At 37.7% G+C, this 15,522-nt stretch carries 13 protein-coding genes; 6 read left to right on the top strand and 7 right to left on the bottom strand.

Annotation, left to right across the window (positions count from 1 at the left end; translation table 11 throughout):
* Nucleotides 1-178: 178 nt before the first annotated feature.
* On the bottom strand, nucleotides 179-490 hold the full coding sequence (locus IAR63_RS07680; protein WP_187707165.1) for an acylphosphatase: 312 nt from the start codon (nucleotides 488-490) through the stop codon (nucleotides 179-181).
* 63 nt (nucleotides 491-553) lie between these two features.
* Between IAR63_RS07680 and IAR63_RS07675 the strand changes: the two genes are divergently transcribed.
* Both IAR63_RS07675 and IAR63_RS07670 read left to right on the top strand, forming a co-directional pair.
* Nucleotides 554-931, top strand: coding sequence for a DUF1823 family protein (locus IAR63_RS07675; protein WP_187707164.1), 378 nt, complete (start codon nucleotides 554-556; stop codon nucleotides 929-931).
* Nucleotides 932-983: 52 nt separating this feature from the next.
* Nucleotides 984-1,580: a hypothetical protein gene (locus IAR63_RS07670; RefSeq protein WP_187707163.1), complete on the top strand. Its 597-nt coding sequence runs from the start codon at nucleotides 984-986 to the stop codon at nucleotides 1,578-1,580.
* Here IAR63_RS07670 and IAR63_RS07665 read toward each other — a convergent pair.
* Nucleotides 1,570-2,367 (bottom strand): type 1 glutamine amidotransferase, encoded by a 798-nt coding sequence (locus IAR63_RS07665; protein ID WP_187707405.1) that lies wholly within the window; start codon nucleotides 2,365-2,367, stop codon nucleotides 1,570-1,572. The genes IAR63_RS07670 and IAR63_RS07665 overlap by 11 nt on opposite strands.
* A gap of 69 nt (nucleotides 2,368-2,436) precedes the next feature.
* Nucleotides 2,437-3,762: a Mur ligase family protein gene (locus tag IAR63_RS07660; RefSeq protein ID WP_096547778.1), complete on the bottom strand. Its 1,326-nt coding sequence runs from the start codon at nucleotides 3,760-3,762 to the stop codon at nucleotides 2,437-2,439.
* A gap of 187 nt (nucleotides 3,763-3,949) precedes the next feature.
* Here IAR63_RS07660 and IAR63_RS07655 point away from each other — a divergent pair, with 187 nt between their 5' ends.
* Complete coding sequence (locus tag IAR63_RS07655) at nucleotides 3,950-4,552, top strand: thylakoid membrane photosystem I accumulation factor (RefSeq protein WP_096547182.1); 603 nt, start codon at nucleotides 3,950-3,952, stop codon at nucleotides 4,550-4,552.
* Nucleotides 4,553-4,730: 178 nt separating this feature from the next.
* Nucleotides 4,731-5,339 (top strand): hypothetical protein, encoded by a 609-nt coding sequence (locus tag IAR63_RS07650; RefSeq protein WP_096547180.1) that lies wholly within the window; start codon nucleotides 4,731-4,733, stop codon nucleotides 5,337-5,339.
* 31 nt (nucleotides 5,340-5,370) lie between these two features.
* Here the strand turns inward: IAR63_RS07650 and IAR63_RS07645 are convergent, their stop codons facing one another.
* From IAR63_RS07645 to IAR63_RS07635, 3 genes are all read right to left on the bottom strand, one after another.
* A complete protein-coding gene (locus IAR63_RS07645; protein WP_187707162.1) occupies nucleotides 5,371-6,291 on the bottom strand; it encodes a DMT family transporter in 921 nt (306 codons plus the stop codon).
* Nucleotides 6,288-8,360 (bottom strand): NAD-dependent DNA ligase LigA, encoded by a 2,073-nt coding sequence (gene ligA, locus IAR63_RS07640; protein WP_235678380.1) that lies wholly within the window; start codon nucleotides 8,358-8,360, stop codon nucleotides 6,288-6,290. Before ligA ends, IAR63_RS07645 begins: the two co-directional genes overlap by 4 nt.
* Before the next feature lie 182 nt (nucleotides 8,361-8,542).
* Complete coding sequence (locus tag IAR63_RS07635) at nucleotides 8,543-11,245, bottom strand: AMP-binding protein (RefSeq protein WP_235678379.1); 2,703 nt, start codon at nucleotides 11,243-11,245, stop codon at nucleotides 8,543-8,545.
* Nucleotides 11,246-11,489: 244 nt separating this feature from the next.
* On the opposite strand from IAR63_RS07635, the gene IAR63_RS07630 reads away from it, so the two are divergent.
* Together IAR63_RS07630 and chrA are read left to right on the top strand one after the other, a co-directional pair.
* Nucleotides 11,490-12,470: a glycerophosphodiester phosphodiesterase gene (locus IAR63_RS07630; protein ID WP_187707403.1), complete on the top strand. Its 981-nt coding sequence runs from the start codon at nucleotides 11,490-11,492 to the stop codon at nucleotides 12,468-12,470.
* A 24-nt stretch (nucleotides 12,471-12,494) separates the two neighbouring features.
* Nucleotides 12,495-13,676: a chromate efflux transporter gene (gene chrA, locus IAR63_RS07625; RefSeq protein ID WP_187707160.1), complete on the top strand. Its 1,182-nt coding sequence runs from the start codon at nucleotides 12,495-12,497 to the stop codon at nucleotides 13,674-13,676.
* A gap of 153 nt (nucleotides 13,677-13,829) precedes the next feature.
* Here chrA and IAR63_RS07620 read toward each other — a convergent pair whose 3' ends face one another.
* The gene (locus tag IAR63_RS07620) at nucleotides 13,830-15,275 is read right to left on the bottom strand and encodes an MFS transporter (protein ID WP_187707159.1); all 1,446 of its coding nucleotides are present in this window, start codon (nucleotides 15,273-15,275) and stop codon (nucleotides 13,830-13,832) included.
* Nucleotides 15,276-15,522 lie beyond the last annotated feature (247 nt).

The following is a 15,522-nucleotide window of genomic DNA, read 5'->3' as shown; positions in this document are numbered from 1 at the left end:
TTTGGTCAGGCAGTTTATTCCATAATGGTTTTGGTATTTAATAAGAGTTATCTAGAATTTATCTCCTAGGAAATACTAACACGAAATACAAAAAGCCGTAAATTTTTCTTCATATTTGGTTTTGGCTTACTGTATGGTTATTTTAGCCATGATGTGCAAACGGTCGGAGACAAAACGCCTATCCGACGTTGTGACTAAGGCACAGTTCAAAAGTTCTCAATCCCTCCGCTTGTTCATAATTAAGAACAACCTCTTTAACTATGGCAGCAGCTGGTCCCGTATGGCACCATCGTACCATCTCTTCCACAATATCCCTGGATCCCTCAAAGACCGCTTCTACTCGACCGTCGGCAAGATTTCTCACCCAACCGGTTAAACCTAACTGGGTGGCGGTGTCTACGGTTGCATATCGGTATCCAACGCCTTGAACCCGTCCCGTAATAAAAACATGGGCCCGAACCAGTTTTGTCATTTCTGTGGTGTTTTCCATAGTTGAGAGATTATGATGTAATGGTAAATTAACAAACTTTTTACGTGTGAGAAATGCTTAACTATGTCTAACTTGCCACAACTCAACCAAGAAACTATTTGGGATATCATCAACGAAAAAATTGATGATCTTACTGTTAATCAGTTGGTGTGGCACTATTTAGGTTACAGATACGATTATAATCTACAAACATGGGATAGTACCCAGGTTAGTCCTGAATGGGTTACTGATTATCCCCAACCCCCCAACTTCATAGAGTCCCGCCCTGCAACCGTCAAGCTGACCCGCTCCATTCCCCCGGATAATAAACAACTACTAAAAGAAAAATTGGGTTTTAAAGGGTATAAGATAGGCGAGTTTGGACCTAGACAAACTCGCCGTGCTACTATGGCTGGTTGGTTATTAAGTTATATGATGGACAACTATGGTAGAATAGATTAATACATGAAAATGGTATATTTGGTTAAATTCCCAACCTCATGGTGATACGAACATGCAGATGCGAGCAACTACGGGTGATGTTAATGGCAAATCATCCCATCCCACATATTCCCCCTCCGTTCCTATTTCCGTCTATCGAGAACTGGTGACAGAATTAAAGGCCATACAATCTAAATTAGATGTGGTTACCAACCATAATCAAAAATTAGTCCAGGAAAATCAGTATTTACGTCAGGAGGTTAATCGAGTTGTTCAGTCTTGTTTGGAATTACAAAATTTGCTTGATTCCAAAAATGACCCTGGTAAATATTCTCAGGAAGGATTAAACAAATATAACACCAGTCCCAACCCTATTAACAGCCAGAATACACCTTATGATGAGTCAAAATCTCTAAGGGAAGAACCCATACACCCCACCCACCCAAAAAATGCACCTAAACCTAAGTCAGAAGGGGATAAAAAGAACACACAAATCAAAAACAAAACCCGGACTAATTTCAAGACCAGATCCAAACCATCTAATTTCGTTAGTAGAGGACTAAATGGTTGGTGGTTGTTTTTAATCATTCTTGTGGTGATGGTTTCTGGCTTTAGTGCTGGATACTTAGTGGTGCGCCCCTTTTTGCAAAGGGCCCAAATTACCCGTTAATCATCAAACTACTTGTCAATTTTAAACGATTAAACATAGACTCTCTCCCTTGTAGTGCTAAAGTATCATCTAAAGGTGAGAGTTCAAATTCTTGTTGATACTTGAGCTTTAATGCTGTGACAATTAACCAGTCTGCAACAAAGGGATTTTTGGGTAGTAGAGGGCCATGTGAATAAGTGGCGATCGCATTTTGATAAAAAGCACCCTCAGTTCCATCTTCCCCATTATTACCTAGACCATAAACCACACGTCCTAGGGGTTCTACCGTTCCTAACTTAGTTCTACCTCCGTGGTTTTCAAAACCAACCAAATAGGGTTTAATTCCCGTCATTGCTTGTAGTTCTCGTGCTAAACGGGAAGCAGTCACCTCTATAACCAGATTGCCAATACAGCGTTTAGAGGTTTCTCCTGGGTGAACAGAAACTAAATCCAATATTCCTAAACCTTGTATTCTTTTTCCCAAAGCGGGTTCATAATAATGTCCTAGTAGTTGAGGTGAACCACAGGTAAAAACCCCCGGTGTACCTTGCTCTATTTTATCCTTAATTGCGTCAGCTTTTGCTCCTTGTAAATCACGCATAACAATTTCTTGCTGACGGTCTTGGGCACCTCCCCCCACAATAATATCCACAGATCTTATATCCTGGGGGGTAGAATTCTGGTCTAATGGTAACACCGTAACATCGTATTCGCGCCATTGAGATCGACGTTGGAGAGTGATAACATTACCCCTATCTCCATAAGTGCTCATCAGTTTTGGATATAACCAACCAATAATAATTTCCATTTTTTCCATGAACTCACTTTTTGAATTCTCTTAGTTGTTTTTAAAAAGTACTAGAAAAAAGATAAAACATCAGAGAATTTTTCTCCCTGTTAAAATTCCTCGTACATCCAACATAGCTGAGTAGGTAGGAAGAATATGCAAAGTCTCATGATGAGGAGTATTTTCCAGAGCAATCTTGATAGCTTGCTGCAAATCCTCCTCAACAATTAAACGAATTTTGCTATCCAAAGAACTTTGGCTATAACGTAACCTTAAAGCCATATCATAGAGCCGATCTCCGCTAACAATCAATGTTCCACCTCGTTCCACCAACTTTTCCGTATCAACATCCCAAATCCAGGAAACATCAGTACCATCAGGGATCCGATCATTTAACACTAGCAAAGTAGTTTTATCTTGACTTTGAGTGACCACCCTAATAGTTTCATTAGTTCCCACGGGATTTTTAGATAACAAAATCCGCACCTTTTTACCACTGACCAATAAATCTTCAGCTCGACCAAAAGCAGCTTGAAAATTGTCAATACTATTTTTAATCGTTGGTTCATCAATACCTAATTCCTTAGCAGCAGTGACAGCAGCTAGGGTGTTATATTTGTTGTATAATCCTACGAGAATCTGTGACCATTCACCACTCAATAACAAAGGTTGACTTTTTTTAAATCCACAACTAGGACAAGTGAAATCTCCCAAGTGGGATAAATAAACCCCCTGATAATCCAAAGGATCTCCACAACGGGGACAGTAAATAGAATCTACCGCATGGGGAATGGACTCTAAATAATTTTCCGGTTCACTTAAACCAAAAAATAACACTCTTTGACCTAACTGCTGACCTAAATATGATAAAGTAGGGTCATCAGCATTGGGAATAACTACAGTCTCTGTGGGTAAAGTGGAAATTGCCCTTGTCCATTTTTTGCTAATGGTATCAACCTCCCCATATCTGTCCAGTTGATCTCTAAACAAATTTAAACAAATAATCAGATTTGGTTGTAAAGGTTGTAATACTTTAGGAACAATATTCTCATCAACCTCTAAAATTGCATAGTCAACATTTAAATAACCCACTAAGTTAGTGTTTTCTATTAAAGCAGTCGCTAAACCATTTTCCAGGTTCGCACCAGTGGAATTATGGGCAATTTTAAACCCTTTGTTTTCCAAAATGGTACACAGCAACAAAGCAGTAGTAGTTTTACCATTAGTTCCTGCAATTAAAATTATACCTTTCTTTACCTGCTGGCTCAAAAACTGTAAAAGTTTAGGCTCGATGCGTCGTGCAATAGCACCTGGCAACACACTAGCAGCTCCAAAACCCAGGGAACGCACTACAAAGGTGATAGTTTTAGCAATAGATACTGCCAAATATAGTTTAATTCTGTTTATTATTGGTATAAACTTTGATTTCTTTTTCACGGGCGCTCCCAAGAAATTTCCTGATTGTTAAAAACAATCCCCCCAGTTTAGCTAATGTTTACCAAAACCGCTAGGTTCATGGTGCCAAACGCCAAAAAATTCCTCAAAAATATCCCCCGGGTGTAATTATATATGTAGGCAAACATGTTAAATAAGGTTTTTTTTAATGAATGAAATAAAGTTTTCTTTTTTACTAGTATCTATCGCCGACAAATGTGGGAGATTCCTTTTCAGATTGGTATTATTAGCACTTTGCTTATTTATTGTTGTCGCACCTATAAGTACAGATACTGCATTTGCAGGTAGTAAAGATGATAGATATGAGGGTAATATTTTTGTGGTTTTTGCGGGGAATGGTTCCTTAGTCCCCCCCAAACAAACCCTAGAACAGAGTTTAGCAGAACACAAACCCATCCTACTAACGTTTTATATTGATGACAGTAGGGATTGTAAACAGTATGCGGTATTTATCTCCCAGACTCAAGCGTTATATGGTAGAGAGGTGCGGATTATTCCAGTAAGTGTGGATGCTATTCCGCCCAAAAAAATCTATAATGCTAATGAGCCAGGATACTATTATTCTGGTAGCGTACCTCAAATAGTGATCTTTGATCAATCAGGTAAAGTTGTTCTGAATAAAAATGGGCAAGTACCCTTTGAAGAGATAGATGATAAGTTCCGACAAGTATTTAATTTAGATCCTCGGGATCAATCCATCAAGTACCAACAACGTTCATTTAATGAGTATAGTAGCGAGTTAAGTCCTTAAAATCACCGAATCCCACCACTAAGCTCCATGGGTGATCTCTTCAGAGATCACCCTAGTCTAATTTTTGGTTGGTTGTGATACCGCATTTTGCTAATTACTAAAACATAATAATTAAGTCATGCACAAGTAACCCATAATAACCCACAAATAACAAATAACTAATACTCAATGATTACCAATGAACAAAGTCTATTCAACCTGGGAACTGATTCAGATTTTAGCAGCAGAGCGCCAAGCTTGCTTAAAAGGGGAACGTTTAAAATTAGACGTGAAAGTTTCAGGTAATCCTATCATTGACCAGTTCATTCCCACTGAAGGATTACAAAAATTCACAGCTTACCAAGATTTTAAATATTCCATTCATCAATATCAAAGAGAACATCAGATTTCTGGTATTGTGTGGAAAGACTTGACCATCAATGGTCAAACTTTACATTATCCAGAGGTTCATGGACAGTTAGTAGCCTTAGATACTGATTTACAAATATTGAAAGGAGCAAAAAAGTCTATGCTGACATATTGGGAGCAAGTGACAGCCAATATGGATTTATATTTGAGTATGAGCAATGGTAGAGAACATGAAAAAATCCATAAGTTGGATGTGGAAAGAATTGCCCAAAGAACAGAATGGGTGAGTTTTTTAAAATGGGAAAATGGCAATTTCTTAGAGTTAATTTTACAGATGGGTTGGGGTAGACCAGAGGAAGCAGCTTATAAGCGAGGAAGACCTCATTCCGGTAGCGAGTTTATTCATGCGGTCAAACCTGGTAATTATCCCATTGGCTAGAATTAAGAGAGGGAGAGAGCAAAATAAGGCTTTATTTATTTTTACCCAAAGCAGTGGTTGCTGAACCAACCACAACTAGTAAAGCACCAATAATCCCTCTCAGGTTAATATATTCTGGCGTAAAAATTTGAGGGAAAATAGTTGCTACTAAGTCTACTGATATTAGGGTAAAAATTGGAGCTAGGGCTAAAATTGCACTGACTATGGATGCTGGGCAATGTTCTAAAGACTCGGCAAAAGCACCATAAGCAATTAGGGTATTTAGTCCACAAAAAATTAGCACTGATAAAGATGCAAGATCAAGAGTGAAAATAGTGGTAATCTTGGCAAAAGGAGTCAATAATAAGGCACATCCACCATAAACTATAAGCATAATATGGGAGGATGAGAGAGATTGTAATAACTGCTTTTGTGCCAAAGCATAAATGGCCCAAGAAATGGCACCCAATATTACTAAACCACTACCTAAGAGATATTGTCCCTGACTGGTAATTAAATTGCTAATTTGGGATTTAAAAAATAATAAAAAACCCAAAGTTAAGATACTAATACCCAGCCATTGCCATAGGGTATAACTTTCTTTGAAAATTACCAAACCTCCAAAGCCGAATAAAACGGCTGCAAGTTGAATTAGGACTTCTGTATTGTTAGCAGTGGTTAAGGCTATACCCTGCATGAATAGTACATAATTACCACATAAGAAGATAGTGGTAATAATTAACAATTTGATAGGCGCAGAAAATATTTGTTGTTGAGTTGGTAGCTTCTTTTGGGTGAATAAATAAGCTCCTAAAAGTACAAATGCTAAAGAGAACCGAAACCAGACGATAGTGTATATATCTAATACCTGGAGAGTCATTTTTAAAGCGACTGGTAAAACTCCCCATAAAAATGCTGTGAGTAAAGACAAGGTTAGTCCTAAACGCCAGCGACCAGAGGTTTGATGTGTCATGATTTAACAGTTTTCTGGATCATTAGCATTTCTAATAGGTTAGCTTCATCTAGTTGTTTAATTCCCAGAGATTGAGCTTTTTCTAATTTGGATCCTGCATCTGCGCCAACAACAATAAAGTCAGTTTTCTTGCTCACTGTGTCTGTGACCTTACCACCAGCTTTTTGAATCATAGCTTTTGCTTCATCTCTTTTTAATGTAGGTAAGGTACCTGTAATAACAAAGGTTTTACCAGCAATTTGAGAATTAGGTTCAGTCCTAGTGTGAACAGACTTCCCAGTGGCCAGTTGTATACCTATAGTTTCCAGACGGATAATCAGATTTTGATTGGCACTGATGTGAAACCATTGGTACACGGATTGGGCAATTTCTACACCAATGCCATATACACCCTCAATATCTGATTGTTTTGCACTGGCCAATTTATCTACTGTGGTAAATTTTTCGGACAGTAGTTGAGCATTGACGCTACCTACGTGACGAATACCCAAACCATATAATACCCTAGACCAAGGTTGATTTTTTGATTCCCTAATTACTTGGACCAGTTTTTCTGCAGATCTTTTGCCCATTCTTTCTAATCCACATAATTGCTCTTCTGTTAGATCATATAGATCAGCTACGGAATGCACTAGACCTTTATCCACCAATTGATGTACTAGTTTTTCACCTATTCCCTTAATATCTAAAGCATCTCGACTAACCCAATGTTCGATTTCTCCCTTGAGAATTGCTGGACAGGAAGCATTTACGCATCTTGTGACCACTTCCCCTAATTCTCGCACTACCGGTTGACCACATACCGGACAATTGGTGGGCATAATAAATGGTTCAGTGTCATCAGGACGCAGTTCCTTAATTACCCTCACCACCTCCGGGATGATTTCTCCAGCTTTGCGCACTATCACCGTGTCCCCAATTCGAATATCTAACTCCTGTAGGCGATCGCTATTATGTAGCGTAGCTCTAGATACTGTAGTTCCCGCTAACTGTACGGGGCGCATTTCAGCTAAGGGGGTTAATGCTCCTGTTCTTCCCACATTAACCATAATATTTTCTACACGAGTAGGTGCTTCCTCCGCTGCATATTTCAGAGCGATCGCCCAGCGGGGGAATTTCTGTGTAAACCCCAATTGCTCTTGCAATTTAAAGGCATTTAATTTTACCACCACTCCATCGGTCATGTAAGGGGAATTAAGTCTTTCCGTATTCCAATACTGATAATATTGAGCCACTTCATCAACGGAAGAACAGAGTTTATGATTGATATCAACGCGAAATCCGAGTTTTTGTAATAATTCCAGAGATTCCCATTGAGTATTAGCAATGCTCCTATCATCTAGTCCGGGAATATGTAGGGTATAAGCAAAGAAATCCAGTTGACGCTGGGCCACCACACGGGGATCCAACTGTCGAAGTGTACCAGCTACAGCATTACGGGGATTAGCAAATAACTGTTCACCAGCTTTTTGCCTTTTTTGATTAATCTGTCTAAATACTTCCAAGGGTAAAAACACTTCTCCTCGCACTTCCACCTTTTCAATCGGTTCAATTCCCTCAAAGTTTAACCGTAGGGGTATGGAGCGAATAGTTCTCACATTGGGGGTAATGTCCTCACCTGTGATTCCATCACCCCTGGTTGCACCTCTGACCAAAACCCCATTTTGATAAGTTAAAGCCAAAGCAGCACCATCAATTTTCAGTTCAGCTACGTACTCCACCTCCGTCAAGGAATGTGGAGTAGGTAAATGTCTAATCCATCGCTGATTCCAACTTTGTAACTCCTCAACATTAAAAGCATTTTCCAGACTATATAGAGGGATGTTGTGTCGCACTGAGCTAAAATGGGTAGCAGGTCGCTCCCCTACCCGTTGGGTAGGACTGTCACTGGTAACCAGATTGGGATATTTTTTTTCTAATTCTTGTAATTCCCGATATAATCTGTCATAAATTGTATCCTCCATAATTGGTGAATCAAGAACATAGTAAGCATAACTAGCCTGCTGTAAGAGTTTCCTTAATTCTTCTACACGCTGTGATTGAGCATTAACTTGGATAATAAGACTCATAAAGAACACTTAGTAAGGTAATAAATAAGGCATAATCTAAGACAATAATAATATAATAGTATAATAACCATATAGCTTTAGCCATAACAAATGGGGTGGCTAAAAATAAGACTGTTTCCCCCCTATTAAGCGATTAAGGGGGGGGAGCTGGGATGAAGAAGTTTGTCAAGGTTTTGGAATAATCAACTTTTCCGTACCGTTTCCAAACATTCCTGCAATTTTTTTGCCACCACCCCAACACAAGGTTCATCTAGGAGGGAAAGATGAGAACCGGGAACGTGATAAACATCCAACTCTCCTGTAACTATATCACCCCAACCAAATTGATGATCGTATTTCGTACCCACATGATTACCCCGATGTTCATCCTCAGTTCTGAGCAAAGTTGCTTTACCTGAATAAGTGGGAAATTTATATTCCCGCAGAGCTTGGGTATTAGCATCCATAATTGTTATATATTTACGGTTATGTTTTGAATTGAATTCAAAAGCTACCTGGAGATAATATTTGAGATAATGTTGAGCGTGTTTGCTCCAACCTAAAACTTTGGTCGCAAAATATCTAGATCTACCCTTAATAATATTTCTTAAATGCAAGGGAATTCTTTGTAGGAATGATAACCGTTGGGCATACCCTGGACGACAGGTATCTAACATGGCTAAAAAACTTACTTTTTCCCCTTGTTCTTCCAGTTGTCTTGCCATTTCATAAGCAACAACTCCACCAAAAGAATATCCCCCAATAAAATAAGGTCCTTGTGGTTGAATAGTCCTTATTTCTCGAAGATAATGTGTAGCCATATCTTCCACTCGTAGTAAAGGAGGTTTTTCCCCATCTAGTCCTTGACATTGAAGTCCATAAACAGGTTGTTCAGTCCCCAAACGTATGGCTAAATGACGATAACATAGTAATTCTCCACCGAGAGAATGAATTAAAAACAAAGGTGGTTGAGAACCCAGAGGTTGAATCGCTACCAACGATGAATGCTGAAAATTTGGTCTCACAGTATTTACTAAATTCTGATTTTCACGAATAATCTGGGCGATCGCAGCTACTGTGCCAACGGGAAACAAAAATGCCAAAGGTAATTCCTGTCTAAATTTCTGCTCCATAGCTGCAAATATTCGCACTGCTAACAAAGAATTTCCACCCAATTCAAAAAAGTTATCTTGCCTACGAATAGGTTTAATGCCTAAAAATTGTTCCCATATTTGTATGAGTTGATATTCTATATCATCAATAGGTTCTTCAAAGTTAGCGGTTATTTCTGGTTTTATTAATTCAGGTGCAGGTAAAGCTCGTCTATCCGTCTTACCATTGGGTGTTAATGGTAAAGCATCCAGAAATACAAAAGCACTAGGTATCATGTACTCTGGTAATTTACCCTGTAAATAATGTCTCAATTCTTGAGTAGTTGGTGCAGGTTGGTGTTTAGGCACAACATAGGCTACTAACTGTTTTTCTTCAGAAATATCTTCACGAGCTATTACTACAACTTCCTTAAGATTGCCACTTTGAAAAAGTGCCATCTCAATTTCTGTCACTTCTATTCTGAAACCTCTAATTTTAACCTGAAAGTCCTTTCTCCCCATATAAATTAAACAACCATCAGCTTCCATACGTCCCAAATCACCAGTGCGGTAAATTTTTGTATCTCCATCCTGAAAATGGGAAGTAAATGCGGATTTTGTTAATTCTGGGTTTTGCCAATAACCCAAAGTCAAATATTTACTTTTAATAGCAATTTCCCCAACATTGCCGATTTCAACTTCCACACCTGCATCGTCCAAGAGAACAACTTCCATTCCGTCAACCGCGTAACCGATGGGAACATTACTCCCCCGAATTTTTGTACCTTTATCAATCAGAAAATTCCTAAAAGTTCCTGCTTCACTAGCGCCTAAACTCCCATAGAGAATGCATTCATTAGCAAAATACTTTCTGTAATTTTCTACATCTCTGATTAAGGTGGCTTCTCCACCTAATTTAACTAAACGAATTTCAGGAAATTGAACATCATCTGTCAAGGTATCAACAAAATGACGAAACAGAGTTGTAAATGAATGATAAATAGTAATTTTTTCCCTAACCAGACAATGAACTAAATTGTTTAGTCCCTCTTTTTTCACATCATAGGAATAGAGAGACGCGCCATTTAGCAAAGTATAGAAAATACATAATAACCCACCTAATGTACTGCATGAATAGAGAAAAATTACTCTATCTTCCGGACTAACGAGTAGGGTATTTGTATCAGTCATACAGTAGTGTAAAGAATTGATATGACTCTGAACTACTCCTTTGGGTCTACCAGTTGATCCACTCGTATAAATGATATAAGCTGGATTTTCGGGTAATATATTAATGTGGGGATTTTCTGTAGAAACATGGTTGCTAATTTCATCAATATTGAATATCTGGCAATCACGACTTGCTAATTTACGAGCTAAAGGTAAATTCTGATTATTCGTAATAAGCACAACAGCTTGAGCATCTTCCATAATATAAGCAAGTCTATCAACCGGAAATGTAGAATCTAGAGGTACAATAATCTTGCCTGTTTTTAAAGCACCAAAAATACTAGTAATAAAATCCACACCTTTTTCAAGCAACAAAGCTATTACTTCTAATTTCTCTCCTCTTTGGCAGAGAATAGCATTTGCTACTTGATTGGCTCGTTGGTTGAACTCATGATATGTAAGAGTTTCATAAGTTGTTTTAATGGCTATGGCATCAGGATATTTATTAACTTGCTGTTCAAACCTAGAAGTTATAGATTTATTAATGTCCCTAGCATCAAAGGGAATAAATCTCGCTGGTGCAGTAATCAACTTATTAGCCACAAATCTTTGCTTTAAAATATTGGTGGGAATTGTAGAAAACATATTAGACATCTCCGGAAATAATTAATGTTAGAAAAGTTGTCCATGGATAAATTAATGTATAAAAACCAATGGTACAGACCGTCCCATAAAGTGTCAATAGTTCCTATTATTTTTTATTAAATCTTTATTTCCAGCTTAGTTTGAGCTTGTTGTAAGCTTGTTTTCAGCTTTAACTATAAAAAACAATAAATATAAAAAACAATCTTTGGTTAAAATAGAAGAAAATTCGGGTACTAATATTAGTATGACAGGTTACAAACTAGAGATGACAACACCAATTATCATTGCCCATCGAGGCGCCAGCGGGTATAGACCAGAACATACATTGGCAGCATATCAATTAGCTATTGATATGGGAGCTGATTATATTGAACCAGATTTAGTCAGTAGTCAGGATGGAGTATTAATTGCTCGTCATGAGAATGAAATATCAATGACTACAGATGTAGAGAATCACCCTGAATTTGCCCATTTGCGAACTACAAAAATCATTGACGGGGAAATAAAAACTGGTTGGTTCACAGAAGACTTCACCCTGACCCAATTAAAGACCTTAACCGCAAAAGAAAGAATTGGGCAAATCCGTCCACAAAACACCACATATGATGGACTAGAGACCATTCCCACCCTGGAAGAAATAATTGATTTAGCTGAAAACCAAACTTCACAGAAGGGATATCAAATTGGCATTTATCCAGAAACTAAACATCCCAGTTATTTTCAATCAATTGGGTTGCCATTGGAACCAGCTTTGTTAGAATCCTTAACCAAAACCCATTTACCCATATTTATCCAATCATTTGAAGTGGGTAATTTACAAAATTTAAACAAGAATACAGATTTTCCTCTGGTACAATTAATTAATGATTTGGGCCAACCAAATGATTTTCGTGTGGATGGTAAATCCTGTACCTATCAGGATATGATTAAACCTGGTGGGCTAAAAAAAATAGCTCAATATGCACAAGCCATAGGGGTGAATAAAAATTTACTAATACCTAGAAATAGTCAAGGTAAATTACTGTCACCTACATCTTTAGTTAAGGATGCTCATCAACAGAACTTGTTGATTCATACCTGGACTTTTCGTAATGAGAATTGCTTCCTCCCACTAGATTATCAAAATCACCCCCAGGGAGAATATGAATTGTTTTTTAATTTGGGCGTAGACGGGGTGTTTACTGATTTTCCAGACACTGCTGTTTATGCGCGGGGAAAGGTATAAAAATGTAAAACAACAAGGGTAGTTATGTACAATATACCATTAAACCGACTGATTGAATTGGCAAAACTCTTTCTTAAACTAGGTGTGACCGGTTTTGGTGGACCAGTTGCCCATATTGCCATGATAGAGGACGAGGTGGTGAAACGTCGTCAGTGGTTAACACGAGAACATTTTTTAGATTTATTGGGTGCAACCAATTTAATTCCCGGACCTAATTCTACTGAAATGGTTATTCATATAGGCTATATTTATGCTGGATGGCTGGGACTAATTGTTTCCGGGATTAGTTTTATTCTACCTGCTGTGTTAATTACAGGTGTTTTTGCTTTTATTTATGTCAGTTATGGTAGTGTACCAGAATTTTCTCCCCTACTCTATGGAATTAAGCCAGTAGTGTTAGCAATTATTCTCAATGCTGTTTTCGGTTTAGGTAAAAAAGCTCTAAAAAATCAACAATTACTGATTATTGCCTTATTAGTTGCCTTGGTAAATTATTTTGGTAAAGTCAATGAAGTCATCGCCTTATTGCTAGGTGGAATTTTAGGAATGATTTGGTTAAATAATATTGCCATCAATAGCAATAAGCAGACAAACCTATTAATTACCGCCGTTGCTTTAGGCACAACTATGCCAAAAATTGCCCTAACTCCTACCGTTTCGATATGGCAATTGGGATTATTCTTTTTGAAAGTTGGTAGTGTATTATTTGGTGGTGGTTATTTACTAATTGCATTTTTACAAGGGGAGCTAGTAGACCAATATCATTGGTTAACACAACAACAATTATTAGATGCTATTGCTATTGGTCAATTTACGCCAGGTCCTATACTTTCAACCGCCACATTTATTGGATATATAATTTCTGGATTGCCTGGAGCAATTGTAGCAACAGTAGGAATTTTTCTTCCCTCATTTTTACTTGTACTGCTGTTAAACCCAATTATTCCCTGGTTGCGGAAATCTCCTTGGACAAGGCATTTTTTAGATGCAGTAAACGCCAGCGCAGTAGCCCTCATGATAGTAACAACTTTGCAGATAGCAGTCAAAACCTTGGGTTTAGAAAGATTTCCACTGCTAGATTTGTTTAGTGTATTTATGTTCCTAATTGCCGCTGTTTTGATTATACGTTTTCGGATTAATGCTCCATGGTTAGTATTGAGTGGAGGGTTAATTAGTATAGGTCTTGGACTTCTAGGTTATCTCTAAGGATTGTTAGGGATTGTTTTTAAAAATATAAGTGGGTCAGTGGAATTAAATATAAGATTAACGTAGGTTGGGTTGAAGTATGAAACCCAACACCCCTATGGGTCTTGTTACTTGACCCATCCTACAAATAATTGTGCCTCCCTACTTACCCAATTATGGAAAAAGATTTTTTAGAGGTCTTTTTCCATGTAAATTTTGCCTTTTGTTCTGCAGCTTCAACATAATTTCCGAGTGCATTTCACGGGTGATAGGGTAAAAAAAGTTGACAATTAAACCCATAATTAAAAAAAATGTCGGCACTGGTCCGATAATAATCCTAATGGCAAATAATGCGGAATCAGGTTGGGAGGGTAATAAGTTGGCAGTTCCAGCAGTAACCTCTTTAAATCCTGAAAGTTGTAAAGCATTACCAACCAGAAATAAACCAAAAGCTAACCCAAACTTTTGGAGTAAAACCATAAAACCATAAAAAACACCTTCTCTTCTTTGTCCGGTTTGTAGTTCATCCAAATCTATAACATCCGGAATCATAGACCAGGGAATTAGATAAGCTGTGGAAACTCCAAAACCTGCCATGATAGCCATAATATACATTAATAAAATCTGATCGGGTTTGAGGAAAAATAATCCAGCACCAGCAACAATCCATAGGGTCATCCCCAAAAAATAAACTATTTTTTTGCCATATAGTTTACTTAAATAACTCCAGACGAATAACATTAATAAAGCTGTTCCTTGCACAGCTATTAAAACCGTAGGTACCTGAGCATTATTCAATTTCATACAGTAAATGACAAAATAGGGAATCACTGTTGCAGTGATTTGTAAACCCAACCAGGAGAAAAGGTAAATGGCGATGACAAATAAAAATGGTTTGTTAGTAAAGGCAATTCTAATTTGGTCAATAAAGGAGATTTCCACTGGTTGTTCTATCTGAATACGTTGAGCCTCAAAAGCTAAAATTCGCTCCCTTGTTCCATAAATACACCAATATAAAGATATGACTGCAATCACAGTGCATAAAGCTGCCAAAACCAAATACTGTGCTTGGGGACTTTTCACCAGAAAAAAGACCACTTGGGCAAAAATTAAGGATAAAATACTACCACCAATAGAGAAACTAAAGCGAAAACTATTTAAACTGGTTCTTTCATCATAATCCTGGGTTAACTCCGGTGTCATAGCAGTGTAGGGCAAATTAACAATGGTAAAAAAAGCCTGAGATAAAATGCCAATGGCTACATAGTACCAAAATAAAGCTAGGGTATTTTGACTAGGGTCTAAATAAAACTGAGGAACAATCCATTGGAGAAAGAAGAAAATTCCAAAGGGAATTGCACCATAAAACATCCAGGGTAAACGACGACCCCAATGACGGGATTGAGTTTTATCTGTTAGTACTCCCACAATGGGATCGTTAATTGCGTCCCACACCTTACCAATCATTAAAATGCTACCCGCCAAACCCGGAGGAATACCAGCTACATTAGTAAAAAAGACCAGGAGGAAAAATATGGCTATATTAGAGGTTACTGCAGGTCCTAAATCTCCAGCACCGTAGGCTAATTTGGTAGCTAGGTTTAGTTTTCCATTTTTCATTTTTTTAACTACTTTTCTATATCTTAATGTTTATCTGGATGGATTATCACCATAAAATAGAGGAATTTGCTGTTAAGATTTATTAATTAAACTTCTAAACTAGTTGGTATCTGTATCTATATTTCTTTTCATGCATTAAAAATATAATTTCACAAAAACTAGCATTAGCACCATATATTGCAGCACTTTTAAGTAAAGTCAACTGCGATCATTTTGTAGGAGTCCTGGTCAAAGTTATCAAAGTTTA

The sequence above is a fragment of the Cylindrospermopsis curvispora GIHE-G1 genome (assembly GCF_014489415.1).
GTDB classification, from domain to species: domain Bacteria; phylum Cyanobacteriota; class Cyanobacteriia; order Cyanobacteriales; family Nostocaceae; genus Raphidiopsis; species Raphidiopsis curvispora_A.
This window is presented reverse-complemented; position numbering and strand designations above follow the sequence as displayed.

What these genes read in the sequence shown, in the direction of transcription:
- IAR63_RS07650 (WP_096547180.1), top strand. Translation starts at nt 4,731, where the DNA reads ATGAACAAAGTCTATTCAACCTGGGAACTGATTCAGATTTTAGCAGCA.
- IAR63_RS07670 (WP_187707163.1), top strand. Translation starts at nt 984, where the DNA reads ATGCAGATGCGAGCAACTACGGGTGATGTTAATGGCAAATCATCCCAT.
- ligA (WP_235678380.1), bottom strand. Translation starts at nt 8,360, where the DNA reads ATGAGTCTTATTATCCAAGTTAATGCTCAATCACAGCGTGTAGAAGAA.
- chrA (WP_187707160.1), top strand. Translation starts at nt 12,495, where the DNA reads ATGTACAATATACCATTAAACCGACTGATTGAATTGGCAAAACTCTTT.
- IAR63_RS07630 (WP_187707403.1), top strand. Translation starts at nt 11,490, where the DNA reads ATGACAGGTTACAAACTAGAGATGACAACACCAATTATCATTGCCCAT.
- IAR63_RS07620 (WP_187707159.1), bottom strand. Translation starts at nt 15,275, where the DNA reads ATGAAAAATGGAAAACTAAACCTAGCTACCAAATTAGCCTACGGTGCT.
- IAR63_RS07680 (WP_187707165.1), bottom strand. Translation starts at nt 490, where the DNA reads ATGGAAAACACCACAGAAATGACAAAACTGGTTCGGGCCCATGTTTTT.
- IAR63_RS07655 (WP_096547182.1), top strand. Translation starts at nt 3,950, where the DNA reads ATGAATGAAATAAAGTTTTCTTTTTTACTAGTATCTATCGCCGACAAA.
- IAR63_RS07645 (WP_187707162.1), bottom strand. Translation starts at nt 6,291, where the DNA reads ATGACACATCAAACCTCTGGTCGCTGGCGTTTAGGACTAACCTTGTCT.
- IAR63_RS07635 (WP_235678379.1), bottom strand. Translation starts at nt 11,245, where the DNA reads ATGTTTTCTACAATTCCCACCAATATTTTAAAGCAAAGATTTGTGGCT.
- IAR63_RS07665 (WP_187707405.1), bottom strand. Translation starts at nt 2,367, where the DNA reads ATGGAAATTATTATTGGTTGGTTATATCCAAAACTGATGAGCACTTAT.
- IAR63_RS07675 (WP_187707164.1), top strand. Translation starts at nt 554, where the DNA reads ATGTCTAACTTGCCACAACTCAACCAAGAAACTATTTGGGATATCATC.